At 69.3% G+C, this 25,023-nt stretch carries 29 protein-coding genes; 14 read left to right on the top strand and 15 right to left on the bottom strand.

The features are described from left to right. Positions 1 to 28: 28 nt before the first annotated feature. Positions 29 to 613, bottom strand: a complete 585-nt coding sequence (locus A4R44_RS00790) for a TetR/AcrR family transcriptional regulator (protein WP_067575434.1) — start codon at positions 611 to 613, stop codon at positions 29 to 31. A 69-nt stretch (positions 614 to 682) separates the two neighbouring features. Between A4R44_RS00790 and A4R44_RS00795 the strand changes: the two genes are divergently transcribed. Then, positions 683 to 2,128, top strand: a complete 1,446-nt coding sequence (locus A4R44_RS00795; protein ID WP_067576496.1) for a carboxylesterase/lipase family protein — start codon at positions 683 to 685, stop codon at positions 2,126 to 2,128. Positions 2,129 to 2,190: 62 nt separating this feature from the next. On the opposite strand, the gene A4R44_RS47690 is transcribed toward A4R44_RS00795, so the two are convergent. Together A4R44_RS47690 and A4R44_RS00800 are read right to left on the bottom strand one after the other, a co-directional pair. After that, positions 2,191 to 2,370: a hypothetical protein gene (locus A4R44_RS47690; RefSeq protein WP_143132513.1), complete on the bottom strand. Its 180-nt coding sequence runs from the start codon at positions 2,368 to 2,370 to the stop codon at positions 2,191 to 2,193. Positions 2,371 to 2,612: 242 nt separating this feature from the next. Beyond that, positions 2,613 to 3,530, bottom strand: coding sequence for an alpha/beta hydrolase (locus tag A4R44_RS00800; protein WP_067575436.1), 918 nt, complete (start codon positions 3,528 to 3,530; stop codon positions 2,613 to 2,615). Between the two features lie 69 nt (positions 3,531 to 3,599). On the opposite strand from A4R44_RS00800, the gene A4R44_RS00805 reads away from it, so the two are divergent. Beyond that, a complete protein-coding gene (locus A4R44_RS00805) occupies positions 3,600 to 4,211 on the top strand; it encodes a TetR/AcrR family transcriptional regulator (RefSeq protein ID WP_067575438.1) in 612 nt (203 codons plus the stop codon). On the opposite strand, the gene A4R44_RS00810 is transcribed toward A4R44_RS00805, so the two are convergent. Both A4R44_RS00810 and A4R44_RS00815 read right to left on the bottom strand, forming a co-directional pair. Beyond that, a complete protein-coding gene (locus tag A4R44_RS00810; RefSeq protein WP_067575440.1) occupies positions 4,177 to 4,599 on the bottom strand; it encodes a hypothetical protein in 423 nt (140 codons plus the stop codon). The two genes, A4R44_RS00805 and A4R44_RS00810, sit on opposite strands and share 35 nt — an antisense overlap. Positions 4,600 to 4,890: 291 nt before the next feature. Continuing rightward, entirely contained in the window at positions 4,891 to 5,247 is a 357-nt protein-coding gene (locus A4R44_RS00815; protein ID WP_067575441.1) for a hypothetical protein, read from the bottom strand. A 476-nt stretch (positions 5,248 to 5,723) separates the two neighbouring features. Between A4R44_RS00815 and A4R44_RS00820 the strand changes: the two genes are divergently transcribed. From A4R44_RS00820 to A4R44_RS00850, 7 genes are all read left to right on the top strand, one after another. Then, complete coding sequence (locus tag A4R44_RS00820; protein WP_009083595.1) at positions 5,724 to 6,377, top strand: response regulator transcription factor; 654 nt, start codon at positions 5,724 to 5,726, stop codon at positions 6,375 to 6,377. Between the two features lie 9 nt (positions 6,378 to 6,386). Beyond that, complete coding sequence (locus A4R44_RS00825) at positions 6,387 to 7,007, top strand: trimeric intracellular cation channel family protein (RefSeq protein WP_067575443.1); 621 nt, start codon at positions 6,387 to 6,389, stop codon at positions 7,005 to 7,007. A gap of 210 nt (positions 7,008 to 7,217) precedes the next feature. Beyond that, on the top strand, positions 7,218 to 7,910 hold the full coding sequence (locus tag A4R44_RS00830) for a response regulator transcription factor (protein WP_037811118.1): 693 nt from the start codon (positions 7,218 to 7,220) through the stop codon (positions 7,908 to 7,910). After that, the gene (locus tag A4R44_RS00835; RefSeq protein WP_067575444.1) at positions 7,907 to 9,346 is read left to right on the top strand and encodes a HAMP domain-containing sensor histidine kinase; all 1,440 of its coding nucleotides are present in this window, start codon (positions 7,907 to 7,909) and stop codon (positions 9,344 to 9,346) included. Before A4R44_RS00830 ends, A4R44_RS00835 begins: the two co-directional genes overlap by 4 nt. A 119-nt stretch (positions 9,347 to 9,465) precedes the next feature. Then, a complete protein-coding gene (locus tag A4R44_RS00840; protein ID WP_093575557.1) occupies positions 9,466 to 10,266 on the top strand; it encodes a DeoR/GlpR family DNA-binding transcription regulator in 801 nt (266 codons plus the stop codon). Continuing rightward, the gene (galT, locus tag A4R44_RS00845; protein ID WP_067575448.1) at positions 10,263 to 11,333 is read left to right on the top strand and encodes a galactose-1-phosphate uridylyltransferase; all 1,071 of its coding nucleotides are present in this window, start codon (positions 10,263 to 10,265) and stop codon (positions 11,331 to 11,333) included. Before A4R44_RS00840 ends, galT begins: the two co-directional genes overlap by 4 nt. A gap of 79 nt (positions 11,334 to 11,412) precedes the next feature. Next, positions 11,413 to 13,026, top strand: coding sequence for a trypsin-like peptidase domain-containing protein (locus A4R44_RS00850; RefSeq protein WP_067575450.1), 1,614 nt, complete (start codon positions 11,413 to 11,415; stop codon positions 13,024 to 13,026). A gap of 292 nt (positions 13,027 to 13,318) precedes the next feature. Here the strand turns inward: A4R44_RS00850 and A4R44_RS00855 are convergent, their stop codons facing one another. The 5 genes from A4R44_RS00855 to A4R44_RS00875 are packed head-to-tail and all read right to left on the bottom strand — an operon-like array spanning position 13,319 to position 16,914. Then, a complete protein-coding gene (locus A4R44_RS00855; RefSeq protein WP_067575452.1) occupies positions 13,319 to 13,771 on the bottom strand; it encodes a hypothetical protein in 453 nt (150 codons plus the stop codon). Then, complete coding sequence (locus A4R44_RS00860; protein ID WP_067576497.1) at positions 13,768 to 14,916, bottom strand: molybdopterin-dependent oxidoreductase; 1,149 nt, start codon at positions 14,914 to 14,916, stop codon at positions 13,768 to 13,770. The genes A4R44_RS00855 and A4R44_RS00860 overlap by 4 nt, the downstream gene beginning before the upstream one ends. 59 nt (positions 14,917 to 14,975) lie before the next feature. After that, a complete protein-coding gene (locus A4R44_RS00865; protein WP_067575454.1) occupies positions 14,976 to 15,605 on the bottom strand; it encodes a class I SAM-dependent methyltransferase in 630 nt (209 codons plus the stop codon). Beyond that, positions 15,602 to 16,273, bottom strand: coding sequence for a DUF2064 domain-containing protein (locus A4R44_RS00870; RefSeq protein WP_067575456.1), 672 nt, complete (start codon positions 16,271 to 16,273; stop codon positions 15,602 to 15,604). Before A4R44_RS00870 ends, A4R44_RS00865 begins: the two co-directional genes overlap by 4 nt. Further along, on the bottom strand, positions 16,270 to 16,914 hold the full coding sequence (locus A4R44_RS00875) for a glycosyltransferase family 2 protein (RefSeq protein ID WP_067576498.1): 645 nt from the start codon (positions 16,912 to 16,914) through the stop codon (positions 16,270 to 16,272). The genes A4R44_RS00870 and A4R44_RS00875 overlap by 4 nt, the downstream gene beginning before the upstream one ends. Before the next feature lie 159 nt (positions 16,915 to 17,073). On the opposite strand from A4R44_RS00875, the gene A4R44_RS00880 reads away from it, so the two are divergent. Genes A4R44_RS00880 through A4R44_RS00890 form a run of 3 tightly spaced genes read left to right on the top strand, consistent with a single transcriptional unit; the run spans position 17,074 to position 20,233 of the window. Next, the gene (locus tag A4R44_RS00880; protein ID WP_067575458.1) at positions 17,074 to 18,477 is read left to right on the top strand and encodes a hypothetical protein; all 1,404 of its coding nucleotides are present in this window, start codon (positions 17,074 to 17,076) and stop codon (positions 18,475 to 18,477) included. Positions 18,478 to 18,485: 8 nt separating this feature from the next. After that, positions 18,486 to 19,187 carry a response regulator transcription factor gene (locus tag A4R44_RS00885; protein WP_067575460.1) on the top strand — a complete coding sequence of 234 codons (702 nt, stop codon included), beginning with the start codon at positions 18,486 to 18,488 and terminating at the stop codon, positions 19,185 to 19,187. Beyond that, positions 19,184 to 20,233, top strand: coding sequence for a sensor histidine kinase KdpD (locus tag A4R44_RS00890; RefSeq protein ID WP_067575462.1), 1,050 nt, complete (start codon positions 19,184 to 19,186; stop codon positions 20,231 to 20,233). The genes A4R44_RS00885 and A4R44_RS00890 overlap by 4 nt, the downstream gene beginning before the upstream one ends. Before the next feature lie 18 nt (positions 20,234 to 20,251). Here A4R44_RS00890 and A4R44_RS00895 read toward each other — a convergent pair whose 3' ends face one another. Together A4R44_RS00895 and A4R44_RS00900 are read right to left on the bottom strand one after the other, a co-directional pair. After that, positions 20,252 to 21,100 (bottom strand): MBL fold metallo-hydrolase, encoded by an 849-nt coding sequence (locus tag A4R44_RS00895; protein ID WP_067576499.1) that lies wholly within the window; start codon positions 21,098 to 21,100, stop codon positions 20,252 to 20,254. Positions 21,101 to 21,156: 56 nt separating this feature from the next. Beyond that, positions 21,157 to 22,215, bottom strand: coding sequence for an NAD-dependent epimerase/dehydratase family protein (locus A4R44_RS00900; protein ID WP_067575464.1), 1,059 nt, complete (start codon positions 22,213 to 22,215; stop codon positions 21,157 to 21,159). Positions 22,216 to 22,338: 123 nt separating this feature from the next. Here A4R44_RS00900 and A4R44_RS00905 point away from each other — a divergent pair, with 123 nt between their 5' ends. Beyond that, positions 22,339 to 22,839, top strand: coding sequence for a molybdenum cofactor biosynthesis protein B (locus A4R44_RS00905; protein WP_009083558.1), 501 nt, complete (start codon positions 22,339 to 22,341; stop codon positions 22,837 to 22,839). Positions 22,840 to 22,903: 64 nt separating this feature from the next. Beyond that, positions 22,904 to 23,077, top strand: a complete 174-nt coding sequence (locus A4R44_RS48740) for a hypothetical protein (protein WP_167545491.1) — start codon at positions 22,904 to 22,906, stop codon at positions 23,075 to 23,077. Between the two features lie 4 nt (positions 23,078 to 23,081). On the opposite strand, the gene mscL is transcribed toward A4R44_RS48740, so the two are convergent. From mscL to A4R44_RS45165, 3 genes are all read right to left on the bottom strand, one after another. Continuing rightward, positions 23,082 to 23,501, bottom strand: a complete 420-nt coding sequence (gene mscL, locus A4R44_RS00910; RefSeq protein WP_067575466.1) for a large-conductance mechanosensitive channel protein MscL — start codon at positions 23,499 to 23,501, stop codon at positions 23,082 to 23,084. A gap of 74 nt (positions 23,502 to 23,575) precedes the next feature. Next, complete coding sequence (locus A4R44_RS00915) at positions 23,576 to 24,235, bottom strand: SAF domain-containing protein (RefSeq protein ID WP_232791452.1); 660 nt, start codon at positions 24,233 to 24,235, stop codon at positions 23,576 to 23,578. 129 nt (positions 24,236 to 24,364) lie between these two features. Beyond that, positions 24,365 to 24,694: an FmdB family zinc ribbon protein gene (locus tag A4R44_RS45165; protein ID WP_095213135.1), complete on the bottom strand. Its 330-nt coding sequence runs from the start codon at positions 24,692 to 24,694 to the stop codon at positions 24,365 to 24,367. Between the last annotated feature and the right edge of the window lie 329 nt (positions 24,695 to 25,023).

Genomic DNA, 25,023 nt, shown 5'->3' on the forward strand with positions numbered 1-25,023 from the left:
CCGCGTAGCACTGCCTGACCGACGCAAGCTAAGCGAAGAGCTGGTCCAGGTGCCGATCGACAGCCGCGAGCGCGGCATGAGGATCGATCACGTCCAGCTCAAGCAGCGGCGTTAATCCAGTCAGCGCAAGGAAAAGATTCGTCTCAACGGCTGGGTCCCGGTCCGCGGCGATGTGTCCGTCAGCGACGGCCTGCCGGATCAGGTGTTCCACGAGTGCTCGTTTCTCGCGCAGGTCATCGCGCAGCTTCGCGTGCAACTCGGGGTCGTGCAGTGCTTCGAGGACGTACGCGGCGCTCATCCGGCTGGTGGCTCGGGCGTCGGGGTGCAGCGGCAGCATCTCGGTGAGCGTCACCCGCAGCACTTCTCGGGGGTGCGTCACGTCGGCGAGGCTCTCGGCGACCCGGTGCGAGGCCTGCTCCCCGGCGAACTCCATTGCGAATGTGAGCATCGCCGTCCGAGTCGAGAAGTAGTGCTGAACCTGGCCGAGCGACGCGTTCGCCTCGCGGGCGACCTCGCGCATGGTCGCGTGGTTCCAGCCTTGCTGTGCCACTACTCGCCACAGTGCGCGCGCGATCGCTTCCCGGCGCTCGCGGTGGTCGACCTTTTTCGGCACGGTTGCCCTTTCCCTCGTTCCAATACAGGTGACATAATACACTTGACTTGAAACCTGAGGGGGATGAAAATGGACGGCAAGACGCAGCTGGTGGTCCGGACGGTCGAGGGGGCCGTGGCGGGCCGCTGGCGAGCGGGGATGGCGGAGTTCCGCGGAATCCCGTACGCCCAGCCGCCGGTGGGCGATCTCCGGTTCGCCGCGCCGGTCCCGGTTCCGCACTGGGACGGCACGCGACAGGCGACCGAGTTCGGTCCGCTGCCTCCGCAGTCCGGGCCAGTTCAGGTGGGGTCGGCACCCGAAACGGACTGGCTGACCCTCAACGTCTCAACGCCCGACCCAGGAGCGGCAGGCCTGCCCGTGCTGGTGTGGCTGCCGGGCGGCGGATACGTCATCTCGGTGAGCGGCGACCCGACCTACGATCCGACCCAGCTGTGCGCGGACGGGTTGGTCGTGGTGAGCGTCAACTACCGGGTCGGCGTCGAAGGGTTCGCGTTCATCGACGGTGCTCCGGCCAATCGCGGGTTCCTCGACCAGATCGCCGCTCTGGAATGGGTGCAGCGCAACATTTCCCACTTCGGCGGCGACCCCGCGCGAGTGTGTGTCGCCGGTCAGTCCGCGGGAGCGGGATCGGTCGCGTGCTTGCTCGTGACAACCGAAGCGCAAGGCTTGTTCCAGCGCGCCATCGCCCATTCCGTACCCGGTGCGTTCGTCCTCCCCTCGCTCGCGAAGCAGGTCACCGCGGCGCTTGCGAACGGGGAAGACCTCCGGAACGTCGACCCGTGGGAGTTGGCCGACAGCCTCACCGCGTTCAACGCCAGCCTGTCCGGCCACCACGACCGCTGGGGGCCGATGGCTCAGATCGGGGCCGGAGTTTGTCCTGTTCTGGACGAGACTTCCCTGCCGCGGACACCCTGGTCGGCTCTCTCCGACGGTGTCGACCTTCTCCTCGGCCACACCCGCGACGAGTTCCGGCTGTTCTCTGTCATGGCCGGCCGCGCCGGCACCTTCACTGCCGAGGACGCGCAACTGGCGCTCGACCTCTTTGCCCCGTCGCCAGACGGCTACCGCGCGGGCTACCCGGAAGCCAGCCCGTCCGAGTTGATGGAGATCGTCTACTCGGACGCCCTTTTCCGGATGCCGAGCCAGCAGCTGGCCGAAGCGAACGCTTTGGTCGGCGGTCGGTCGTACCTCTTCGAGCTGTGTTTAGCCGCCCCCGGCCTGGGTGCGTGTCACAGCCTCGACGTGTCTCTCGCGTTCGGAACGCTGGACAGTCCGGTCGGCCGCCAGGTGTTCGGCGAGATGCCTACTGCCGCAACGCTTCGGGTGTCCGAGGAGCTTCGGCGGGCCTGGGCCAGCTTCGCAGCCACCGGCGATCCGGGGTGGGCTGCCTATCGTCCCGGGCAACGGCTGACCCGCGTGATGGACACCGAGTCGAAGACCGTTCCCTATCCGGAAGAAGCTTCACGGAAGATTTGGGAGCGACACACCCCGGCACCGTTTGCCCTTCCCACATAGGCGGAGCCATGCCGACCTGCCGATACCAGGCAAGAAGATCCGGCTGATCAATGCTCCCAGGATCAACCACGCCGCCCGGCTCTTCGTCGCGTAACAGTCGTTTCACCGGCAGCTCGGCGGATGGCCGCGAGGATCCGTTGCCGCAGCGCCTCGTCGGGACGTGCCCCATCGGTCAGGGTGACGAAAAACGACATCCAGTCCCCGCCATCGTCGAGCTCAACGCCGACGACGAGCGCTTCCATGACCTCTCGCCGCGCCGCCACAGTCCCGGAAATGTGTCGAAATACGCGGTCCGGTACCGGCTGTCATCGGGGCTGGTTCGCTATCCGGCGATAATTTGACGGTATGGTCCGCGTCGCTCGATCAGCTCCCTCGCCCGGTTAGACGCCCACCCTGATCGCAAGTCTTGCGTCCGTCACTGCGCGGCCTTCCCTGATCCTCTCCAGCAATAGCGAACGGGATGGCATGACGGCAAACGGTTTTCTCAACTCCGGCCGAGAAAACGCCGCTGCTCCGCCGCCGCGTCCGAGTCCTCCGGGCTATCGCCGCCGAACCCGCCGTGCGGCATCGCCTCGAACACGTGCAGTTCGGCCGCCACGCCCGCGGCGCGCAATTTCCGGTGCATCCGGACCGTGTTCGAGAGGAACAGATCGCGGGTGCCGCTTCGGAGGAAGGTGCGCGGGAAGCCGGAAACGTCGCCGAAGATCGGGGACAGGTACGGATCCCGCAGATCGGTGCCCGCGGCGTAGAGGGCGTTCGTCGGTGCCAGGCTGCGGAGGACGTTGTCGACGCCGTCCAGCGTCTGGAAGGTGTCGCCGGATTCGGTCAGGTCGATCTGTGGCGTGTTGAGCACCAGTGCGGCCGGCATGGGCAGCCCGGCGTCCTTGGCGCACAACAAAAGCGCGGCCGCGATGTTCCCTCCCGCGGAATCGCCGCCGACGAACACCTGTGACGGATCACGCTCCCGCAGCGCGTGCCGGTACACGGACATCGCATCGTTCAGCGCCGCCGGATACGGATACAGCGGCGGCAGCCGGTAGTCCACACCCCACACGAGCATGCCCGTTGACAACGCCGTCCTGACCGTTGTCGCCCGACACGCGTCCCCGCCGCCGACCAAGAGACCGCCGGGATGCATCCACAGGAAGACGGCGTCGTCATCGACCCCGCGCGGCCTAGCGGCATACCCGACGGCTCCGTCTACCTCGAAGTCCTCGACGGTCACTGGCAGTTCGGAGAACGGAAACCGCTGCGCCGTCGACTGATTCGCCTGGGCGGCCATCGCGAGCCAGCCATCCGTGTCCTCGGCTGCCGGATAGGCCAACTCGCCGACGTCGAAGGCGAGCCAGGACTGTGCCTGCTCGCTGATCGTCGACGGTGCCGGAAACGCGCGCTCGCTCATGACTGGGCTCCCCTCCGCCTGTTACTATCTTAGCTGACTAAATTTAGTGACACAAGGAAGTGATTCCGGATGCCCAGAACCAGCGAACGCGGCGGCCCGCGGACGCGCGCCCGGATCCTGTCGGTCGCGAACCGGCTGTTCGTTGAGCGCGGGTACGAAGCCGTCACCGTCGCCGAGGTCGCGCGGGAGGCCGGGGTTTCCAGCGTGACGGTCTTCAACCATTTCGCGCGAAAGGAAGACCTCTTCCTGGATCGGGCGACCGACGCTGTAGACCTGCTGCGCACGGCGGTCCGCGACCGCGCGCCGGACGTCGATGCCCTGACCTCCTTGCAGGACCTGTGTTTCCGGTTGTGCGACGACCGCGCGCCGCTGTCCGGAATCAGCGCCAATTCCGTACCGTTCTTCCAGACAGTCGCCGGTTCGCCCGCGCTGATCGCCCGAGCGCGAGCTATCGGCTCCGAACTTCAGTCCGTCCTCGCCGAGGAGCTGACTCAAGACCCCGCCTTCGACGGCGACGGGATGTTGCTCGCAGCCTTCTTTATCGCTGGCTACAGCGCGGTGCTGGTGGAAACCGTCCGCTGCCGCATCGATGGCGAGTCGGATCGTGCGGCGGCGAAGGACCATCGCGTTCGCCTCGACCGGCTGTTCACCGCACTGCGCGACGGCGTCTTGGCGCGCTGACGAGCAGGACAAACGCTGCGGCTGCGGTGCAGATCGCGAGTGCGGTGCCGGGTGCCGTGGTTTCCGTCGTCGCGCCGAGGAGGCCAGAGCCAGCGGGGGCACCGAGGTTGATCGCGGTGTTGATCCAGCTGCTCGCTTCGGTCCGGACGGTGGGATCGGTGCGAGCGTCCGCCGCGAGGTATCCGACGATGAGCAGCGGTGCGATGAAGCCGCCCGCTATGCCGTTGCCGACGACGAGCGCTGGCGTGGATCCGATGAGCCCAGCAGTCGCGCTGACGCCGATCAGCGCTGTGCCGAGAACGAGCAGCTGCCGTTCGACCGCCATTCGCGGATTGAGACGGCCGTACAGCAAACCGCCGAGCGCGCTGGCCCCTGCGAACAAGGCCAAGACGACACCCGGGAGAACCGTGGAACCCTCGGCCGTATGGCTGGTGCCATGATCTCGACCGCGCCGAGGATGATTCCCGGTGCATGATGGCGACGACTACCGGGAGAAATCCGGGCGACCGTAGAGGTTTCGGCTCCTTCCCGGTTTGCTTGGCACGGTGTCCGTGCTGTTGCCGGGACAGCGGACTGCACACGAAAAGGCCACTGCCGTGGCGACGAAGCCCGCCGAGACGCATCCGCGAGAGCGGTGAGGGCCGCAGAAGTCAAGGGACCGACTGCGAAAACCAACTTTTCAGCGACCGCGTCCAGGCTCAATCCTCGAGTGCGCAGCGGTCCGCGACGCACCCGGATTCGCGGCGAACACCACGAGCGCCACCGTGTGGACCGCGCCCAGCGCGGACAAGACGGCGGTCTGACCGAGCTGGTCGACGGCGCGTGCTCGCCACGGGGTCGCAACCACGTTGGCTATTCCCGGCACGGCCGTGACGGCTCCGGCGGCGGCGAACGACCCGCTGCCGGATTCGAGGAGAAACACGAGCGCGAGCCCGGACATCGCCAGCGACGACCGGCCAAGGACGCTCGGCAGGAAAGAGCGCACCACGTGGGGTTGGCGCAGGGCGGCCCAGTAAGACAGGTGTTCGGTTGACACATCGTTCTCCGGTGCACAGCGCGGGTCGAGGCGCGCGGCTGACGGGGGTCCTGTGCCGGAAACGGCGCGCTGAGACTCGCCCGGGCCGGTGCTGGGTCTGCGAGGGGCGGGTCGCGGGACCGTCAGCTGAAGAGGACGATGAGCTGGAACATCGCCGCGACCGTATCAGCGGCGGCACGCCTGGCGGTCGCCTTTTCGCGCGGACTCCCGGCGGCGAGCCTTCCGAACCAGCCGAGGGTGTGCGGCCGATGAACATCCGCTTCTTCTGGATCGGTTACGCAACTCGGCGGTCCCCATCCGAAGAAGTCACTCAAGTGGGTGACCAGCAACAGGGTCGACCGCTGTTCTCGGCCGCTCCGGTGGACCAGTCGAGTCACCTGGTCGTGTCTGGTTTCGAAACCGTGAACAACAGTAGGTAATCTTCCGTAACGGGTGCGGGGAGCCGCCTCCAACCCACGGTCTGCCGGAGGGCTTCGTTGATCAAGCTCATGTTCGCCGACGACGAGGAACTAGTTCGGTCGGGGCTGCGCGCCATGATGTCCGGGGCGTCGGACATCGAGATCGTGGGCGAGGCAAGCGACGGCAGATCGGCGGTCGAGGTCGCCCGTCGCTATCACCCTGACGTCGCGCTGCTCGACATCAAGATGCGCGCCCCTGACGACGGCATTCGCGCGCTTCGGGCCATTCTCGCGCTGCCCGATCCGCCGACCGTCGCCATGCTCACCACCTTCGACATCGACGAGTACGTCAGCCTCGCGCTGCGGCTCGGTGCCAACGGCTTCCTGCTGAAGGACATCGACCCGGCGGCGCTGCTGCGGGCCGTGCGCGACCTGGCCAAGGGCGGTGCCGTCCTCGATCCGGGCGTCGCCGTGCGCATGGTGCAGAGCCACCGCGACGAGCAGCGGGCCGCGCAGCCGGCGCGCAAGCTCCTGGCCTCGCTGTCCGAACGCGAACGCGAGGTCGTCGCGCTGATCGGACAGGGTCTGTCGAACGCCGAGATCGGCGGGCGGCTGCACCTGTCCGAGGCGACGGTGAAGGGCTACGTCTCGGCGGTACTGTCGAAGATCGGCGCGGCCAACCGGGTGCAGGCCGCGCTCCTGGCCTACCGCGGCGGGCTTCTCGACCAGTAGAACCAGCACATGCTGCTGACCGCGCTCGAGTTCCTCGGGCTGGTGGCGTTCGCGGCGTCCGGGGCGCTGGCCGCGATCCGGGCGCGGCTGGACGTGTTCGGGGTCGTCGTGGTCGGCCTGACCACGGCGCTCGGCGGCGGCATCATCCGCGACGTGCTCCTCGGCATCCATCCGCCGACGTCCCTGCGCAACTGGCCGTACCTGGCTGTCTGCGCGGTGACGGCGCTGGTCGTGTTCACCTTCCACCCGCAGGTCGCCCGGCTGCGGCACGCGGTGCTGCTCGCGGACGCGGTCGGGCTCGGAGTGTTCGCCACGGCCGGCACGACGCTGGCGCTCAACGCGGGCGCGACCGGGTACGCCGCGTGCCTGATCGGCATGACCAGCGGCATCGGCGGCGGCGCGGTCCGCGACCTGCTGCTGCGTGAGATCCCGCTCGTGCTGCGCAAGGAGATCTACGCGATGGCCGCGCTGACCGGCGCGGTGTGCGTCTGGGTGGGACACGTGCTGAACCTCCCGGCCGGCGCGGTCACGACCGTCTCGGCGGTGGTCGTGGTCGCGATCCGCGTGCTCGCGCTCTGGCGACACTGGAACGCCCCGGTCGCCCGGCCGCCGGAAGAGCGCTCGTTATGACGTCAGCTGCGGATGTGGATGTGCTTCCCCCGACGGCCCGTGCGGGACGCCGGACCTAGCCTCCGGTGTCGACGGGGATCTTCAGAGATTGCGACCGACCAGCCGGGGCCGAGTCGTTACCTGTTACGCGCCGCACTCCGAGGAAACGCTCTTTGTGTGTTCTGCGTGTGTTCTTAGGCGGGTCTCAGCACTCTGCGTAAGACTGACGGCATGCGCATCCTCGTAGTGGACGACGACCGTGCCGTCCGTGAATCGCTCAGGCGGTCTTTGGAGTTCAACGGCTACACCGTGGAGCTCGCGAGCGATGGTGCGCAGGCATTGGAGACGATCCTCGCCAACCGTCCGGACGCGATGGTTCTCGACGTGATGATGCCGCGCCTCGACGGGCTCGAAGTGGCCCGCCGGCTCCGTAGCACCGGCGATGACCTGCCCATTCTCGTGCTGACCGCCCGCGACACCGTCTCCGACCGGGTCTCCGGCCTCGACGCGGGCGCGGACGACTACCTGCCCAAGCCGTTCGCCCTGGAGGAGCTGCTCGCCCGGTTGCGCGCGCTGCTGCGCCGCGCCGCGCCGGACGCTCAGCAGGGCGAGACGTCGGAGGTGCTGTCGTTCGCTGACCTCACGCTGGACCCGGGCACTCGCGAGGTCCGCCGCGGCGGACGCGAGATCAGTCTCACCCGCACCGAGTTCGCGCTGCTCGAGCTGTTCCTCTCGTACCCCAAGCACGTGCTGACCCGCGGAAGGATTCTGGAGGAAGTATGGGGTTACGACTTCCCGACGTCGGGCAACGCGCTGGAGGTCTACGTCGGCTATTTGCGCCGCAAGACGGAAGCGGACAACGAACCGAGGCTGATCCACACGGTGCGTGGAGTGGGGTACGTCCTGCGCGAGACCCCGCCGTGACCGACCACCCGGCGGGCGCGCACGCCGCGCCGGAGGGGGAGGTCCCGGATCCGCGGGGCACCCGGTGGAGCACCCGCCGGTTCTCACTGCGCGGCCGCGTCACGCTGCTGGCCGCCGCGTGCGTGGCGGGTGCGGTGGCCCTCGTTTCCCTGTGCGCCTACCTCGTGGTGCGCAACAACCTCCTCACCCAGCTCGACGACAACCTGCTGGCCCGCGCACAAGCCGCGGCGAACTCGCCCCAGGTGCCGACCGACCAGTTGCGCGAGGTCCCGGGAGCCTTGCTCGCTAGCGCTGACCTGCAGATCGGCCAGCTCAACGGCCTCACCGGCGACCTGATCTATCCGCAGCCGGGCACGCGGCCGCCGGTGGGTCCGTCCGAGATGCGCGTCGCGACCGGGGTGCTTCCGCAGTCGTTGCGCACCGACGCGACCACTGGCATGCGCGTGGTCGCGGTGCCGCTTGGGCACGGGCAGGCGATCGTGCTGGCTCAGTCGATGGCTCCGACGATGCGCGCGCTGAACCAGCTTTCCGTGGTGCTGTTCCTGGTCGGCGGTGCCGGGATCGTGGTGGCCGCGGGCGCGGGTACGGCGGTCGCGCGGGCCGGACTGCGCCCCGTCGACCGGCTGACGTCGGCTGCCGAACGGGTGGCCGCGACCGGCGACCTGCGTCCGATCCCGGTGAGCGGCGACGACGAACTCGCCCGGCTCACGCACAGCTTCAACATCATGCTCGGCACGGTCGCGGACTCGCAGGAACGGCAGCGGCAGCTGGTCGCCGACGCCGGGCACGAGCTGCGTACCCCGCTGACTTCGATGCGCACCAACCTGGAACTGCTGCTGTCGGCCAGCCGCCCGGGCGCACCCTCGCTGCCGGAGGACGACCGCGCCGACATCGAGGCCGATATCCGCGGCCAGCTCGACGAGCTGACCCAGCTCATCGGCGACCTGGTGGAGCTGGCGCGGCAGGACGAACCGCGCGAGCAGGCCGAACGCGTCGACCTGATGGACGTGGTCGAGCGCGCGCTCGACCGGGCGCGCCGACGGGCGGGCGAGATCGAGTTCGAGGTCGCGCTGCAGCCGTGGGTGCTCACTGGCGACAACAGCTCGCTCGAACGCGCGGTGCTGAACCTGCTGGACAATGCGGTGAAGTTCTCGCCGCGGGGTTCGCGGGTGCGGGTCACGCTGCGTCCGCTCGGCGACGGCACCGCGGTGGTCGAGGTCGCGGACTCCGGACCCGGCATCGCCGAGGAAGACCTGCCCAAGGTGTTCGACCGTTTCTACCGCTCGTCGGAGGCGCGTACCCTGCCCGGATCCGGCCTCGGGCTGGCGATCGTGAAGCACGCCGCCGAACGGCACGGCGGCACGGTTTACGCCAACCGGGCACCGGAGGGCGGGGCGCTGCTCACCATCCGGCTACCGGGGGCGCCCGTCGCCTGAGCTGTCTGCCACGCTTGGCGGTCGCCCGGCAGGGGGACCCTTGATCTGCACGTCGCGCACACCTGATGTTGAATCGTGTAGGATTTTGTGCAGTTGATGGGTGTGCTTGGGGAGTGGCGGTGCTCGCGCGGCAGCGACAGGCGGTGATCCTCGAGGAAGCACGCCGGACCGGTGCGGTCCGGGTCAGTGACCTCGTCGCGAGGCTCGGCGTCTCCGATATGACGGTCCGCCGCGATCTCGACGTACTCGCGGGCCGCGGCCTGGTCGAGAAGGTCTACGGCGGCGCGACGTCGCTGGTTGGCAAGAGCACCGACGAACCAGGGTTCGAGGCGAAATCGGTGCGTCAGCGCGCGCAGAAGGAAGCCATCGCGGAACTGGCGGCCACCCTCGTCAAACCGGGCACCGCGATCGGCTTGTCCGCGGGCACCACCACCTGGACGCTCGCGCACGCGCTCGACGGCATCGAGGGCCTCACCATCGTCACCAACTCGATCCAGGTCGCCGACGTGCTGCGCAACGCGGGACAGCCGGACCGCACAGTGGTCCTCACCGGCGGGGTGCGCACCCCGTCGGACGCGCTGGTCGGCCCGGTCGCCGTGCAGAGCCTCCGGACGCTGCACCTCGACCTGGTGTTCCTCGGCGTGCACGGAATGGCGGTAGGTCCCGGGTTCACCACCCCGAACCTCACTGAAAGCGAAACCGACCGAGCGCTGGTGGAGGCCGGACGGCGGCTGGTGGTGCTCGCCGACCACACGAAGTGGGGCACCGTCGGCATTTCCACGATCGCGGACCTGGAAGAAGCGCAGGTCGTGGTGACCGACGACGGACTGGACGACCGCGCGCGGGAAGACCTCGCGGAGCGGGTCGGAGAACTCATGATCGCCGAAACGGCGGAGAACCTCGAGGCAGAAGAAGCGTGAAACGCACTGTGCGGCACCTGGCCGACGGCCGGGAGATCATCTATTTCGACCACACCGACGCCCACGAACGGCTCGCCGCCGACACCCGGGACCTGCCGCCGGTCGCCGCGGCCTCGGAGATCCGCCGCGACCCGCTGACCGGCGAGTGGGTCGCGATGGCGGCGCACCGCCAGACGCGCACGTACAAGCCGCCGGCCGACCTCTGCCCGCTCTGCCCGACCCGGCCGGGCAAACCGAGCGAAATCCCCGAAGCCGACTACGACGTGGTCGTGTTCGAGAACCGGTTCCCGTCGTTCTCGCAGCAGGCGACCGGCGAACCGTCCACAGTGGACGGATTGGGTCTCGTCCCGACCGCGCCGGGACTCGGCCGCTGCGAGGTCGTGTGCTTCACCAGCGACCACGACGGTGCCTTCTCCCGGCTGACTCCGGAACAGGTGCGCCTCGTGGTGGACGCCTGGGCCGATCGCACCGCCGCGCTCGCGCAGACGCCCGGCGTGGAACAGGTCTTCCCGTTCGAGAACCGCGGCGAGGAAATCGGCGTCACGCTCTCGCATCCGCACGGCCAGATCTACGGCTATCCGTTCGTCACGCCGAAGACCGAGCGGATGCTGGCGGTCGCGCGCGAACACGGCCGATCGGTGCTCGGCGACGTGCTGGCGGCGGAACAGAAATCGGGCGAGCGCGTGATCGCGACCGGCGAGCACTGGACGGCTTTCGTGCCGCCTGCCGCGCGCTGGCCGGTGCACATCCAGATCGTGCCGCACCGGCGGGCGCCGGATCTCCCGTCGCTCACCGACGCCGAGCGCGACGACTTTTCCCGCGTGTACCTGGACGTACTGCGCCGGTGCGATGCGCTGTACGACCGGCCCCTGCCCTACATCGCGGGCTGGCACCAGGCCCCGGTGCGGCGGGACCGGGAGCTGTCGTGGCTGCATCTGGAGCTGTTCTCCGTGCTGCGGGCCAAGGACAAGCTGAAGTACCTGGCCGGATCCGAGTCGGGCATGGCGGTCTGGATCAACGACGCCACCCCGGAACAGATCGCGGAACGGCTTCGTTCGGCAGGCTGACCGGAACTCGCGGCATACTCATCTACGAAACACAGGTTCGACTCAGGAACCTCTCAGGCCCAGCCGCTTAGGTGAGGACATGACCGAGAACGACCCCCACGTGCCCGACTCCGCGGCGGGTCGCCAGGACCCGGGTGCCCAGCCGGGCGCCGAAGGCCAGGCGGCCTGGCAGCAGACTCCGGCACAGCCGGACCAACCCTCTTCCGCTGGAGAAGCGGGACAGCCGGCTTCCAGCGCGACTGGTTCGACTGCCGCGTACGGTTCGGTCGCTGAAGGCTCGGCAGGGACGTCCGGCACCGGCACAGCGAGCGGCGACGCTTCCGGCGCGTACGGAGCGCCTGCGGGGCAGTACGGTGCTGCCCCGACGTATGGGACTGCTGCTCCGGCTGGAGGCACGCCGAATCCGTGGTCGGCCCAAGGTGCGGCCGCGCCGCACGCTGGCGCGCCCCAGACCGGGCCGATCCCCAGCGCTCAGCAGTCGACAGCAGGCCAGCCGTACGGCAGCCAGTACCCCGGCGGGACGCACACTTCCCCCGCCGGAGCCCCGGCCAATCCCTACGGCCCGCCGCCGGGAACCTCGGTGTACGGCGTCCCCGCGCAGCGCGAGAAGAAGGGCTCGGCGGGCAAGCTCCTCGCGAGCGTCGCCGCTATCTCGCTCGTGATCGGCGGCGTGGCGGGCGGGACCGTCGGGTACCTGACCGGTGGTTCCGGTTCGTCGGTGAGCGCGCTCGACGCGCCGAAACCCGCGCAGCAAACCGGCAACGTGCCCGCAGGCTCGGTCGAATCGGTGGCGCAGAAGCTGTCGCCGAGCGTGGTCGAGCTGCAGGTGTCCGGCCGGACCGCGGCTGGCGAGGGTTCCGGCTTCGTGCTCAGCAGCGACGGCTACATCCTCACCAACAACCACGTCGTCCAGGTCGCCGCGAACGGCGGCCAGATCCAGGCCGTGTTCCAGGACGGCAAGAAGGCCGCGGCGAAGGTCGTCGGCCGGGACCCGACCACGGACATCGCCGTGGTCAAGGTGTCCGGCGTCAGCAACCTCACGCCGGTCGAGCTGGGCCGCTCCGACGACCTGCGGGTGGGGCAGCAGGTGGTGGCCATCGGCTCGCCGTACGAGCTGACCGGCACGGTCACCTCGGGCATCGTCAGCTCGCTGCACCGCCCGGTGCAGGCAGGCGGGGACGAAACCGACCAGACCACGGTGATGGACGCGATCCAGACCGACGCCGCGATCAACCCCGGCAACTCGGGCGGCCCGCTGTCGAACATGAGCGGCCAGGTCATCGGCATCAACTCGGCCATCTACAGCCCGAATTCGGGCCGCGGCCAGGGCAGCGGCGGCGAGGGCGGCAACGTCGGCATCGGCTTCGCCATCCCGATCGACCAGGCGCGCCGTACCGCGCAGGACATCATCAAGACCGGCCACGCGACCCAGACGTTCATCGGCGCGAAGGTCACCGACGCACCCCAGGGCGGTGCCCAGCTCGGCGACATCACACCGGGCAGCCCGGCGGAGAAGGCGGGCCTGAAGTCCGGCGACGTGGTGACCAAGATCGACGACCGCGTCATCGACAGCGCCAACACGCTTGTCGCCGCGATCCGCACGCGCGCCCCGAACGACCAGACGACCTTCACCCTCGCCGGCGGACGCACGGTGCAGGTCACCCTGGGCGGGCAGGCGGTACCGGCCAGCTAGTTCGCTCGGCCGCCGAGGCGCGGCCGAGACCAGCCACGGCTCGACCCCCTATCCGCGCTGGGGCCGAACCTTTGCAGGCCGCGCGCGACCGGAGCACAAGAGCCGGTCGCGCGTGGCCGTTTTTCATGCCCAGCGCCCGAAAACCGGCTCGCACACGAAAACACGAAGAGGCTCTCCGTGCCGCCTCCGACTCGGCACGGAGAGCCTCTCCGCGTGCGGTGAGGTGCCCACGCGCCAGTTCTCCCAAACGCCTAATCCGCGGGAAAATTCCGGTACCGGAAGAAAACCCAGGTCAACTACGTGCGTGCGACCGAACTTTCCGCGCCGCACGACGCCGGACCCCGACAATCCGGACGACCGATACGACCAGGACGGCACTCCACACCACGGCGAGCGTCGCCAGCAGCCCCAGCCACGTGTTCCCGTCGTGCAGGCCAGGCTCCGGCGGCACGCCATAAGCGCGCCACAGCAGCGGGAACGCCACGAAACCCAGCACCGCGGTCAACACCGCGCCGACCTGCATCGGCCCCCGCCACGGCTGCGGCAGGACCCGAGCGAGCAGCAGGCCGGCCACGCCCGCGATCGGAGCGAATACCGCGTCGTTGACGATCGGACCGCCGCCGATCCACAGCAACGTCGTGAAGCTGTCCGGCCACGCTGGTGCCGCGTAGTCGAGGAACAGCACGATCCCGTACGCCAACGCCGCTAATCCGGGCAGCGCCAGCAGAATTCGCGCGGTCTTCACCGCACCTCCAGCTTCTCGACCCACTTCGTCTGCAGCACGCCCGGCCGGCTGGGCGCGATCACGCGGCATGGATAACCATGGTCGAGGTTCAGCACCTCGCCGTTCAGCTCCAGCGCCAGCAACGTGAGCGGGTCGGCCGTGTGCTCGCCAGGCAGCACGCTGACGCCGTACAGGCCGGTCTTCTCCAGCGACGACACACGCACGTCCACGCCGGGTGAGCTGCCGTTCGCGCGCAGCAGGTCCGGGAACGAGACGCCGCGCCAGGTCGCCATCTGGCTCCACCCTTCGACGCACGCGATCGGCAGGTCCACAGTGGTCTGCGGCAACGCCCGCAACTCGGCCAGCGTGAACTGCCGGGTCCGCGCCGGAGTCACCACGGACAGCTGCCAGCCAGGGTCCTGCGCGGTCCGCGTGACCTGCGCTGCCGCGGCCGTGCGGTTGACCGGCAGCTTCTGCGTGCCCTTGTCCGATCGCCACGACAACCCGGAGACGTTCCGCAGCGCGGGAACGGTCGCGCCCGCGGTAGCCAGCACGGCGACCCCGGTCGCGATCCCGGTGGTGGTCAGGAATCCCCGGCGCGACAACCCGGGGCCAGGCGGCTGGGCGGGGGCACGTTCCCGGGTCAGCGCCCGCCGGAGCACCGGGAGTTTCACCGCGACATGCACGAAGATCGACCCGATCGCGACCCACGCCACCGCGTAGTGCACCTGCGGAAAGTAGAAATTCCACGGGTAGTTCTGCGCAACGTTCAGCAGTCCCGAACTCAGCTCGAAGAAGGCCGCGCCGGAGAGGACGAGGATCGACAGCCTCTCCACCGCGTGCGGCACTGAGCGCACCAGCGGCCGCTCGAACAGCTTCGGATAGACGCTCCACAGTTTGGCCAGCAGCAACGGAATCGCCGCGATCCCGGACAGCACGTGCGCACCCTGCGTCACCCGGTACAGCCAAACCGGCCGGCTCGGCCAGAAGAACCACTCTGGCGGATGCTGGATCACATGGCTCAGCAGTCCGGTGACGAAGCAGATCAGGAACGCGAGCCCGAGCAGGCTGCCGACCCGGGCCGTCGCGCGCTCGCCATGCGCGCCGCCCTTGAACTGCTCCGCCTTCGGGACCCGGCGATCGACGGCACGGGCCCGTTCACCGATCTTGGCCTGTACCGAGGTAACCCGAGCATCGAGCCCGCGCCACGCGGCTGCCAGCCGGTTCACGCGCGTGCCAGCTTCGCGAACCAGCGACGACCGCGGCTGGTCGTCCACACCACTCGAAAGCCAGTCCGCACCGCGATTTCCGCAATGGCGTCGGCTCCGACCCAAGCCCAGGTGAACCACCGTCCGCCAGCGGGATCCGGCCGCAGGCGGACGTGGTCCCGGCGCACCCCCTGGCCCGGTTCCTCAAGTTCCACGAGCACATCGCCATCTGGCGTGAGCAACTCGTGTACTCGCCGCAGCAGCGCATCGGGATCGCCGCCGATCCCGATGTTGCCGTCAGCCAGCAGCACGTGATTCCATCGTCCCTCGCCAGGCAGGCGAGCGAAAACGTTGCGCTGCAACGCGCTTGCCCCGCGCCGTCGAGTAAGCCGCACCGCGACCGGCGAACTGTCCACGCCGAGAGCCACCACGCCTCGACGCGCCAAAGCAGCAGTAAGCCGACCGGGTCCGCAGCCGACGTCGAGCGTCGGACCCGCGCACGCGTCCAGCAGTACGGCGTCACCCGCGCCGCAACCGTCCGCCCAACGACCGACCGGAAGTTCGATCCGGTCGCCGTTCGCGAGCTCCAGCCAGCAGTGATGGCCAAGCAGCCCGCGATCGAATTCCCGGCCGGTCGCGAGTTTCATGCGACCACTCCCACTGCGTCGACCGCGGTCGCGAACCTGCTGTCCGGCCGGATCGCGGCCACCCGCAGCGCGTCCGCCATCGTGTCCACATCGGACAGTGTCGGCAGCTCGCCAACACGGAGACCTGCTCCTTCCAATGCCGCTCGGGTGCGGGACCCGGTGTCTGGACGCGACATCGGAACTCCGGCGAGCACTTGCGCCTGCCGCGGATCAGCCAGCCCAAGCCCCCACCAGCCGCCGTCTTCCGCGCTGCCCAGCACTGCGCGGCTGGCCCCGTCGACGACCGGTTTGATCGCCGAAGCCAGCAAAACGGGAGAGACCTGCGGCGTGTCCATGCCGATCTGCAGTACGGGCAGCCCGGTATGCACCGCGGCAGTGTCGGAGTGCGCGTTGGCCAGGCGGGTACCGAAATCCCAGCCCCGTTGGGCGATCACGGTCGCCTTCCGCAATGCTCGGCCGATTTCGGCGCCCCGCGCTGCCTCCGCGAGGTCGCCCGTCATCGCCACCACAGTGTTCGCGTCGTCAGTGGCGAACGCGGCGTCCAGCGTGTCCAGCAGCGCGGAGGCAGCGATCTCCGCGGCCTGTTCTGGCGTCGCAGGAGGGCACAACCGAGTTTTCGCGAACCCCGGCACCGGGGCTTTCGCGACCACAAGCAGGCAGAATGTCATCGGGCCAACACCCGCCCGAAGTCCCGCACCGCTCGCAATGTGCCGCGCACCGAACCGGACACCTTCGATTTCGTGCCCTGCGCCCGTTCCCGGTACGCAACGTCGAACTCCTGGACCGCCCAGCCCGCGCGCTGAGCCTTCACCAACAGCTCAAGGGGATAGCCGAACGCCCGGTCTGCGACGCCGAGAGCCAGCAGCTCCCGGCGACGCACCGCCCGCAGCGGCGCGATGTCCCGCACTGGCAGTCCTCGGGACCGCAGGAGCAAGGAGAGGACGGCATTGCCTGCTCTTGCGTGCCACGGCCAAGCCGCCCGGGAAACCGGCACCCGTCGCCCGACTGCGAGGTCAGCGCCATCCATGACCGCGGCGACCAGACGCGGCAACTCGGCCAGGTCGAGCGACCCGTCGGCATCCGCGAAACAGACGATGTCGGCGGTAGTGCTCTCCAACCCGGTATGGACGGCGGCACCGTAACCGCGCCGCGGCTCGTCGACGACTTTCGCGCCATGCGCGGCCGCGACGCCGGGGGAACCGTCGCGCGACCCGTTGTCCACGACGATCGCGCGGTATCCCGGCGGCAGGCTGGCGAGCACGCCGGGCAGTGCGGCCGCCTCGTCGAGGCAGGGGAGGACGACGTCCACTCCGAATTCGTTCACGAGGCGTACGGTAAGTCTGGAAAGGACAGTGCAGAACCCTTGCTGTGCTTACCAAATCCTGACGTTCGCCAAGATCTTACCAACTTCTCACAGATCCGCCGAAAACCTGCCGGACGGCCGCGCGCGGGGTTATCGTGACCGGCGATGAGCGAGTCGACGAAGGCTGCCCGGCTCGCCGAGCCGTCGCCCCCGGTTCCCGTCCGTCCCCGGTTCCGCGCCGATCTCGTGACGGTCGGCGTCACTCTCATGGTGATCGCCGCCGCGACCGCAGTTGGCGTGTACTACAACCGGCCAGGCTCGGACGTGGTGATCTACGCGTTCGCGCCGCCGTTGTTCGCGCATTGGCTGCCGCACGTCGGCCCCGGCTCGGCGTTCGCCGTCCTGATCGCCGCCGGTGTCGTCCTGCACGGCCCGGCCCTGGCCGCCCGGCTGCGATGGCGGCGCGCCCTGGCCGCGGGCTACCTGGCTTCCCTCGCCTGGATCTTCTCGCTCGCCATGGTGGACGGCTGGACGCGCGGCTTCACCGGCCGGCTCACCACTCCGCAGGAGTACCTGCACGAAGTCCCCGGCATCACCGACATCCCGCGGTTCCTCCGCGAGTTCTCCTCGCGCATCCTCGATTTCCAGCCGAACTCGTGGACCACTCACGTGTCCGGCCACCCGCCCGGCGCGACCCTCGTCTTCGTCTGGCTCGACCGTCTCGGTCTCCGCGGCGGTGCCTGGGCATCGACCGCCGTGGTGCTGGTGGCCGCGTTGGTCGCGGTCGCGGTGCCGGCGACGATCGCCCTGCTCGGCCGTCCCGACGCCGCCCGCGCGGCGCTTCCGTTCGCCGTGCTCAGCCCAGGCGCGGTGTGGTTGGGCGTGTCCGCGGACGGCCTCTTCGCTGGCGTGACTGCGACCGGTATCGGGTTGCTCGCCCTCGCGTCGGTGGGCTTCCGAGAGCACCGTGGTTACGCCTGGCCCACGGCGTTGGCAGCCGGGATTCTCATCGGCTTCGGGATCTTCCTCTCCTACGGCCTCGTCCTGCTCGGCCTGATCGCGCTGGCCGTTGCCGTGCTCGGCAGGCAGTGGCGGGCCGCGGTTGTCGCTGTCCTTGGCGCATTGGCAGTGGTCGCCGTGTTCGCGCTCGCCGGTTTCTGGTGGGTGGACGGCTACCACCTCGTGGTCGAGCGCTACTACCAGGGCGTGGCGCTGGTGCGGCCGTATTCCTACTGGGTGTGGGCCGACCTCGCCGCGGTGGCGGTCGCCTGCGGACCGGCAGTGGTCGCAGCCGCCCGCCGAGGGGTGGCTTCGGCGGTCTTTCTGCCTTCTCGCCGGACGATCCTGCGCGATCCGGTGCTCCTGATCGTGGTGGCGGCCGTGCTCACGATCGTGTTCGCCGATTCGTCCGGCCTGTCGAAGGCTGAGGTAGAACGGATCTGGCTACCGTTCGGCGCGTGGCTGATCCCGGCCACGGCGCTGCTTCCGGCGGGCCACCGCCGCTGGTGGCTGGCCGGGCAGGCGGTTGTCGCGCTCGCGGTCAACCACCTGCTGCTGACGAACTGGTGAGGTGAGGCATGGAGGACCAAGCGGGCCGCGTGCTCGTGGTGGACGACGACGAGACCGTGCGCGACGTCGTCCGTCGCTACCTCGAAACCGCCGGTTTCACCGTCGACCTGGCTGGCGACGGCACGGCGGCGCTCGCCCAGTTCGCCGAGCGCGTGCCGGACCTGGTGGTGCTCGACGTGATGATGCCCGGACTGAACGGGCTGGAGGTGTGCCGTCGGCTGCGGCAGACGAGCCAGGTGCCGATCGTCATGCTCACCGCGCTCGGCGAGGAGGAAAACCGGATCGCCGGACTGCAGCTGGGGGCTGACGATTACGTCACCAAACCGTTCAGCCCCAAGGAACTCACCCTGCGCGTGGCATCCGTGCTGCGGCGGGCCCGGATGCCGCGGCCCGAGCCGCCCACGGCTGAACTGACCGACGGCGACCTCCGGCTCCAGATGACCGCCCGCCAGGCGACGCTCGACGGCGCGGTGCTGCCGCTGACCACGCGCGAGTTCGATCTCCTCGCGTTCTTCCTCTCCCATCCCGGCACCGCGTTCAGCCGGGCTGACCTGCTGGAAAAGGTATGGGGCTGGGACTTCGGCGACCAGTCCACGGTGACTGTCCACGTGCGCCGGTTGCGCGAGAAAATCGAACGTGACCCGGCCAAACCGGTCCGCGTCGCGACGGTGTGGGGCGTCGGCTACCGCTACGACCGGACGCAGCCGTGATCGGCTCGGGCGAGACGGCGTGGGACATGTTCGTCCACGTTCTGCGCATCCTGCCGCTCGCCTTGCTGTTCGCCTTGCCGGTGGCAGCGCTGGGCGGACTCGCGCTTTACCTGCTGCGGCACCGGTCGCTGGTCACCACGATGACCACGCTCGTGCTGACTCCGATCGCCGCGATGCTGATCGGGATCCTCGGCGTGAGCGGCTTCATGTTCACCGAGGCCCTGACCACTGAACTGCTGGTGTGCCTGCTCGTGGCACTGGTGGCGGTGCCCGCGGCGATGGTGCTGGGCCGGGTCATCGCGCGGCGCAGTGTGTGGGAACGCGAGGCGCGAGAACGCGAACGCGCGGCGGAGGCGTCGCGTCGCGAACTGGTCGCGTGGATCAGCCACGACCTTCGCAGCCCGCTCGCCGGGATCCAGGCGATGGCGGAGGCGCTGGCAGACGGCGTGGTTTCGGAGCGCGCCGAGGTGGCTGATTACGCCCAGCGCATCAGCGGCGAGACCACCCGGCTGTCCGGCATGGTGGGGGACTTGTTCGAGCTGTCCCGGATCACCGCGGGAGCGCTCGAACTGAGCATGTCGGCCGTGCCGCTGCGCGACGTGGTGAGCGACGCGGTCGCCGCACAGGCACCGGTGGCTGACCGCAAACGCGTGCGGGTACTGGAAAACGCCTCGGCGTGGCCGGTGGTGTCCGGCAGCGATCCGGAGCTGGCGCGGATCGTGCGGAACCTCGTGTCCAATGCCATCCGGCACACTCCGCCGGACGGTACGGTCGCCGTGCAGATCGGCATCGACGGCGACCAGGCGCTGCTGGCCGTGGACGACGGCTGCGGCGGGATTCCGGACGACGAGATCAGCCGGGTCTTCGACGTCGCCTTTCGCGGCACCCAAGCCCGCACCCCTGACCGCAGCGGCACCACCAGCGGTGGCGGGCTGGGCCTGGCGATCGCGAAGGGCCTGGTGGAGGCACACCGGGGACGGATCGGCGTGCGGAACCACGGCCCAGGATGCCGCTTCGAGGTGCGGTTGCCGTTGGCGGTCTCCTGATATGTCTATTGTGGACAGTCAAGAAGCGGCAACCGCCGAGACCGGCTCCACGGTGCGGTCCGCCGCGATCCGGAAGAACGGCTCCTTCGGGAAATGCGCTGCCGCGACGATCGCGCCGGTGCCGGCCACCTCGCCGAGCCAGCGGCGGCGGGTCAGCTCCGCCTGCCCGGGATCGAAGTCGGACGCTCCGCCGATCGCCGGATCAGCCATCTGCTCCGGAATCTGGAAGACGTCGCCGATCAGGACGACGCGACGGTCCTGATCCGCGGCTTCCAGCACGTGATGCCCTGGCGTGTGCCCCGGCGCATGCCGGACGGTGACGCCGGGAGCGACCACTTCGCCGTCCGACAGCGGACGCAGTTTGCCCTGGGCGCGAAGGGCTTCCAGCGCTACGCGGCCGCGGTCGTGCCGCCCCGCCGGTTCGATGAACGCTGCCCAGTCGGGCGTGCCGTACCGCACTTCGGCATTCGGGAAGTACGGCTCGCCGTTCGGCGCGACCCAGCCGATGTGGTCGGCGTGCAGATGAGTCAGCACGACGGTGTGGATGTCTTCACGGGCAACCCCGGCTTCAGCGAGCGCCGCGGGCAAGCCTCCGGTGTGTTCTGGCTCGGCGGCGCTGACCACCGGGTGCAATTGCTCTTTGGAGTGCTGCGGCAGATGCGGCTCGCCGGACGCACGCGGTCCGAAGCCGGTGTCGACCAGCACGGTGCGGTCGCCTGTCCGGATCAGGAATGCGCCGATGACCACGGGCACGGTGCTCGGCGCCGAGCGCTTGCCCCGAAGTCCCGGGAAGAACGACGACGGCAACTGCAGCCGTCCGTCGCTCAGCGCGTGGATTTCGATGTCCCCCACCACGATGGAACGCATGCCCAGCATCAAGATCCGGCACGGCCGATTCATTCCGGAACGTGATCTTCACCTCATCAGGTGACGGAGGCGCGCAGCTCCGCAGTGGCGAACGCGGCGATGCCTTCCGAGAAGGACGTTTCCGCCTGGAACCCGAGCAGCTCCCGTGCTCGGGCCGGGTCGGCGACCACGTGCCGGACGTCAGCGGGCCGCGCACCGCCGACGATCCGCGGCTCCGGCCCTGCGCAGGCAAGGGCCAGTTCCCGGGCCAGGTCGCCGACGCTGTGCGGCCGTCCGGAACAGATGTTCAGCGGCGTGAGGTCTGCCTCCGGACCGTCGTTCCGGAGCGCGAGGACATTGGCTCGGGCCACGTCGTCCACGTGTACGAAATCCCGCTGCTGCTGCCCGTCCTCCAGCACGGTCGGCGCTTCGCCTCGCTCCAATGCCGAACGGAACAGTGACGCCACGCCGGCGTACGGCGTGTTCTGGGGCATCCGGGGGCCGTAGACGTTGTGGTAGCGCAACGCCCAGACCGTGCCGCCGGTCTGCCGAGCCCATGCGCCCGCGAGGTGTTCCTGCGCCAGTTTTGTTGCCGCGTACGTGCTTCGAGGCAACAGCGGGGCGTTTTCGGGCACGAGTTGCCAGCCCAACTCGGTACCGCAGTGCGGGCAGGCGGGCTCGAATCGTCCGGCGTCCACATCGGACTGCTGGCGAGGCGACGGCGGAACGACACCGTGCTCCGCACACGCGTAACGCCCCTCGCCGTAGACCACCATCGACGAGGCGAGCACGAGCTTGCGCACTTTCGCCGCATGCATCGCGGCCAGCAGCACGGCAGTGCCGTAGTCGTTGTTCAGCGCATACGAGGGCGCGTCGGAGGGATCGACGCCGTGCCCGACCACAGCGGCCTGGTGACAGACCGCGTCGGCACCGTCGAGCAGCTCGGCGACGATCTCGGTATCGGTGACGTCACCGCGGAGGAAGCGGTGCCGCTGGGTGTATTCGGGCGGCGTGGTGGAGCCGTGCGCGGTGGACAGCAGGTTGTCCAGCACGACGACCTCGTCGCCGTCGTCGGCCAGTTGATCAGCGATCCGGGACCCGATGAACCCGGCGCCGCCGGTGATGAGCACTCGCACCTCGCCGACGCTAGGCCGCTTGCCCCAGGACGCGCGCGGCCGGCGCGGACCACGTCACCGAATCGTCAGAAATCACCGGGCCCGTGGCGGCGAAGCGAGCCCGGAACCGGATACGGTGTCGGCATGGAACGGAGCGCACAGCGGCTGGGCCGGGCACTCGTGGTGATTGTGGACGACCGGGTCGCGCACGGGGAGCACGAGGACACCTCCGGGCCGCTCGTCACCGAGCTGCTTGAGGAGGCGGGATTCATCGTCGACGGCGTCGTGGTGGTCGAGGCCGAGACCGCGGGCATCCGCAACGCGCTCAACACGGCGGTGATCGGCGGGGCGGACCTGGTGATCACGGTCGGCGGCACCGGAGTGTCGCCGCGCGACCGCACGCCGGACGCGACCGCCGGGGTGCTCGACCGCCCGATCCCGGGCATCGGCGAGGCCCTGCGCGCCTCCGGACTGGCCGCGGGCGCGGTCGACGCCGGGATCTCCCGCGGCCTGGCCGGAGTTTCGGGCAGCACGCTGGTGGTCAACCTGGCCGGCTCACGTGCGGCTGTACGCGACGGCATGGCGACCCTCTCCTCGCTGGTGCCGCATGTGATCGACGAGCTTTCCGGCCTCGAAGAGGTCTGAGCCCGGCCGTTTCGCGGCGGATGTCTCTCTGCACTTGTCAAACAACAGGTGGGACGATGGACCCATGCCGCACGAGGAACGACGCCCCCGCGTAGACGAGGCCCAGCGCCGCCGCCGGGTCGACGAGATCTTCGGCGACGTCCTGCCGGAGACCACGTCCGATGAGCGGGGCCGGAGCCCGGAGACCACTCCGGATTCGTGGTATCTCGAGAACCGGCCCCCGCATCACGATCAGTGAACCCTCAGTTGCCGCGGCTGGAGGGGCCGTTGCCCTGCTGCGCGCGCAGCAGGTCGCGGATTTCGATGAGCAGCTCGACGTCGGTGGGCTCGGCGGGGCCGGGCTCCTGGCCGCGCTTCCGCCGCTCCTGTAGGTGCTTCACCGGCAGCACGACCAGGAAGTAGACGATCGCGGCGACGATCACGAAGTTGATCGCCGCGTTGATCACGCCGCCGAAGTCCATGAAGGTCGCGCCGTTTTCCTTGAGGATCCGGAAACCGAGCCCCTGCGCCGCGTCGGAACCACCGATCGCGCTGATCAGCGGCTTGATCAGGCCGTTGGTGAACGCCGTGACGATCGCGGTGAACGCGGCGCCGATCACGACGGCGACCGCGAGGTCGACGACGTTGCCGCGCATCAGAAAGTCCTTGAAACCTTTCAGCACTGCTGCTCCCAGGGGATTCGGGACAGGCGGCTGGCCGTCTTCAAACAGCTGTCGCCCGTCGGAACAGGGTCGGGTTAGCGGAGAGTAACCGTTACCGGTCGTTCGAGCGAGGAAGCAGCGACCTGCGTGGCAACCTGGGTCGGCAGCGCGAGCAGTACCAGCGGACCCTTCTGCGGCGGGCCCAAGGCGCGATTCCCGGTATCGTCGGGACGCCGGACGGTGACCACCGAAGCCCCTCTGGCCAGCACAGACGCGGAATTTGTGGTATCCGCGCCCGCGACGACGTCGACGCGCTGGCCCGGCCGAAGCAACTCGGCGACGGCCGCGTCCGCGAGCCGGACGGCCACGGTGACCGCGCCGGGTTCACCCGTTACGGGGAGGTTGTTGCCCAGAAGCCGAACGTCGGTGAGGGGCTCGCCGGCGCGGGCCGCGCCGGACAGAAGCCGACCCACCGCCGCGTCAGTGGCCGCGAGCGCGCCAGACGGGCGGAGGTTGTCGGGCAGCGCGACAGTCCGCACGTCAGCAGCGCGCAGGACCGACCCCGCGGGCAGGTCGCGCGCGGAGACCACCGTCGAGGTGGCGGGTGCGCCTCGCGCTGAGGGCGGGAGAAACAGGACGAGCAGGCCGGCCAAGAACAAGGCCGCCGCGAGACACCGGCGGAGCATCCGGGCTCGCCGCCCGCGCGGCAGACGGAGGTCAGGCAGCGCGGGAAGGCGGCTGAGCAAGGTGTTCACGGTTGTCCCCTCGTCGGTTCCGGTGCGGCGGGATGCCGCACGAATCCGACGTTAAGGACGTCGCGAACCGGCCGGAAGAGCCGATTCGCGAACCTGTGGACAACTGGCCCCTTGTGGATAACTCGGGGGTCAGGAGGGCGAGGGAGCCGTTTTTGTCGTGCTCGTCGTGGAGGATGTGTTCGAGGACGAAGAAGACGTCGACGAAGAGGAGGTGGTGGACGACGAGTCGGACGTGGCGCTCTCGGTCTTGGCCGGGGTCGCGGAGGCGCTCGACTTGCTCGAATCACGCGAATCCGTGCGGTAGAACCCGCTGCCCTTGAAGACCACGCCGACCGAGCTGAAGACCTTGCGCAGTGGACCGGAGCACTGCGGGCAGACGGTCAGGCTGGGGTCGGAGAAGGACTGCACCGCCTCGAAGCGGTGGTCGCATTCCTTGCAGGCGTACTGGTACGTGGGCACTGAAGCTCCTTCATGCACTGGCACTCGACCTACGAGAGTGCTAACCCAATTGTGCTGGACAGCATTCCCTCTGCGCAATTACCCCTTGCTCACAGTGCGGGCGGGGAAAGGATGGTGGCGGGTTAGTGCTGGTCAGGGCGTCCTGGGTGGCGGCGGCTGGGTGACTGGACTGCGGCTGGTCCGGTCGGGTGGGCAGTTGCTGGGCTGTTTGGCGGGGCCTGCAAGGTCTGTGGGCGGGCTTGCTCGCGGCGGGTTTGGCGGTCGCGAGGGAACGGGTGCTGGTGTTGGTTGTGTGCGGATGCGTGGTTTGGGTGGTTCGTGGCTGGGCG

Origin of the sequence: Amycolatopsis sp. M39 (genome assembly GCF_001651785.1) — a bacterium.
In the GTDB taxonomy this organism is placed as follows: Bacteria; Actinomycetota; Actinomycetes; order Mycobacteriales; family Pseudonocardiaceae; genus Amycolatopsis; species Amycolatopsis rubida.

Coding starts and splice junctions, on each gene's coding strand:
- A4R44_RS00795 (WP_067576496.1), top strand. CDS start 683: ATGGACGGCAAGACGCAGCTGGTGGTCCGGACGGTCGAGGGGGCCGTG.
- A4R44_RS47690 (WP_143132513.1), bottom strand. CDS start 2,370: ATGGAAGCGCTCGTCGTCGGCGTTGAGCTCGACGATGGCGGGGACTGG.
- A4R44_RS00800 (WP_067575436.1), bottom strand. CDS start 3,530: ATGAGCGAGCGCGCGTTTCCGGCACCGTCGACGATCAGCGAGCAGGCA.
- A4R44_RS00805 (WP_067575438.1), top strand. CDS start 3,600: ATGCCCAGAACCAGCGAACGCGGCGGCCCGCGGACGCGCGCCCGGATC.
- A4R44_RS00825 (WP_067575443.1), top strand. CDS start 6,387: ATGCTGCTGACCGCGCTCGAGTTCCTCGGGCTGGTGGCGTTCGCGGCG.
- A4R44_RS00830 (WP_037811118.1), top strand. CDS start 7,218: ATGCGCATCCTCGTAGTGGACGACGACCGTGCCGTCCGTGAATCGCTC.
- A4R44_RS00850 (WP_067575450.1), top strand. CDS start 11,413: ATGACCGAGAACGACCCCCACGTGCCCGACTCCGCGGCGGGTCGCCAG.
- A4R44_RS00865 (WP_067575454.1), bottom strand. CDS start 15,605: ATGAAACTCGCGACCGGCCGGGAATTCGATCGCGGGCTGCTTGGCCAT.
- A4R44_RS00870 (WP_067575456.1), bottom strand. CDS start 16,273: ATGACATTCTGCCTGCTTGTGGTCGCGAAAGCCCCGGTGCCGGGGTTC.
- A4R44_RS00880 (WP_067575458.1), top strand. CDS start 17,074: ATGAGCGAGTCGACGAAGGCTGCCCGGCTCGCCGAGCCGTCGCCCCCG.
- A4R44_RS00885 (WP_067575460.1), top strand. CDS start 18,486: ATGGAGGACCAAGCGGGCCGCGTGCTCGTGGTGGACGACGACGAGACC.
- A4R44_RS00895 (WP_067576499.1), bottom strand. CDS start 21,100: ATGCGTTCCATCGTGGTGGGGGACATCGAAATCCACGCGCTGAGCGAC.
- A4R44_RS00905 (WP_009083558.1), top strand. CDS start 22,339: ATGGAACGGAGCGCACAGCGGCTGGGCCGGGCACTCGTGGTGATTGTG.
- A4R44_RS48740 (WP_167545491.1), top strand. CDS start 22,904: ATGCCGCACGAGGAACGACGCCCCCGCGTAGACGAGGCCCAGCGCCGC.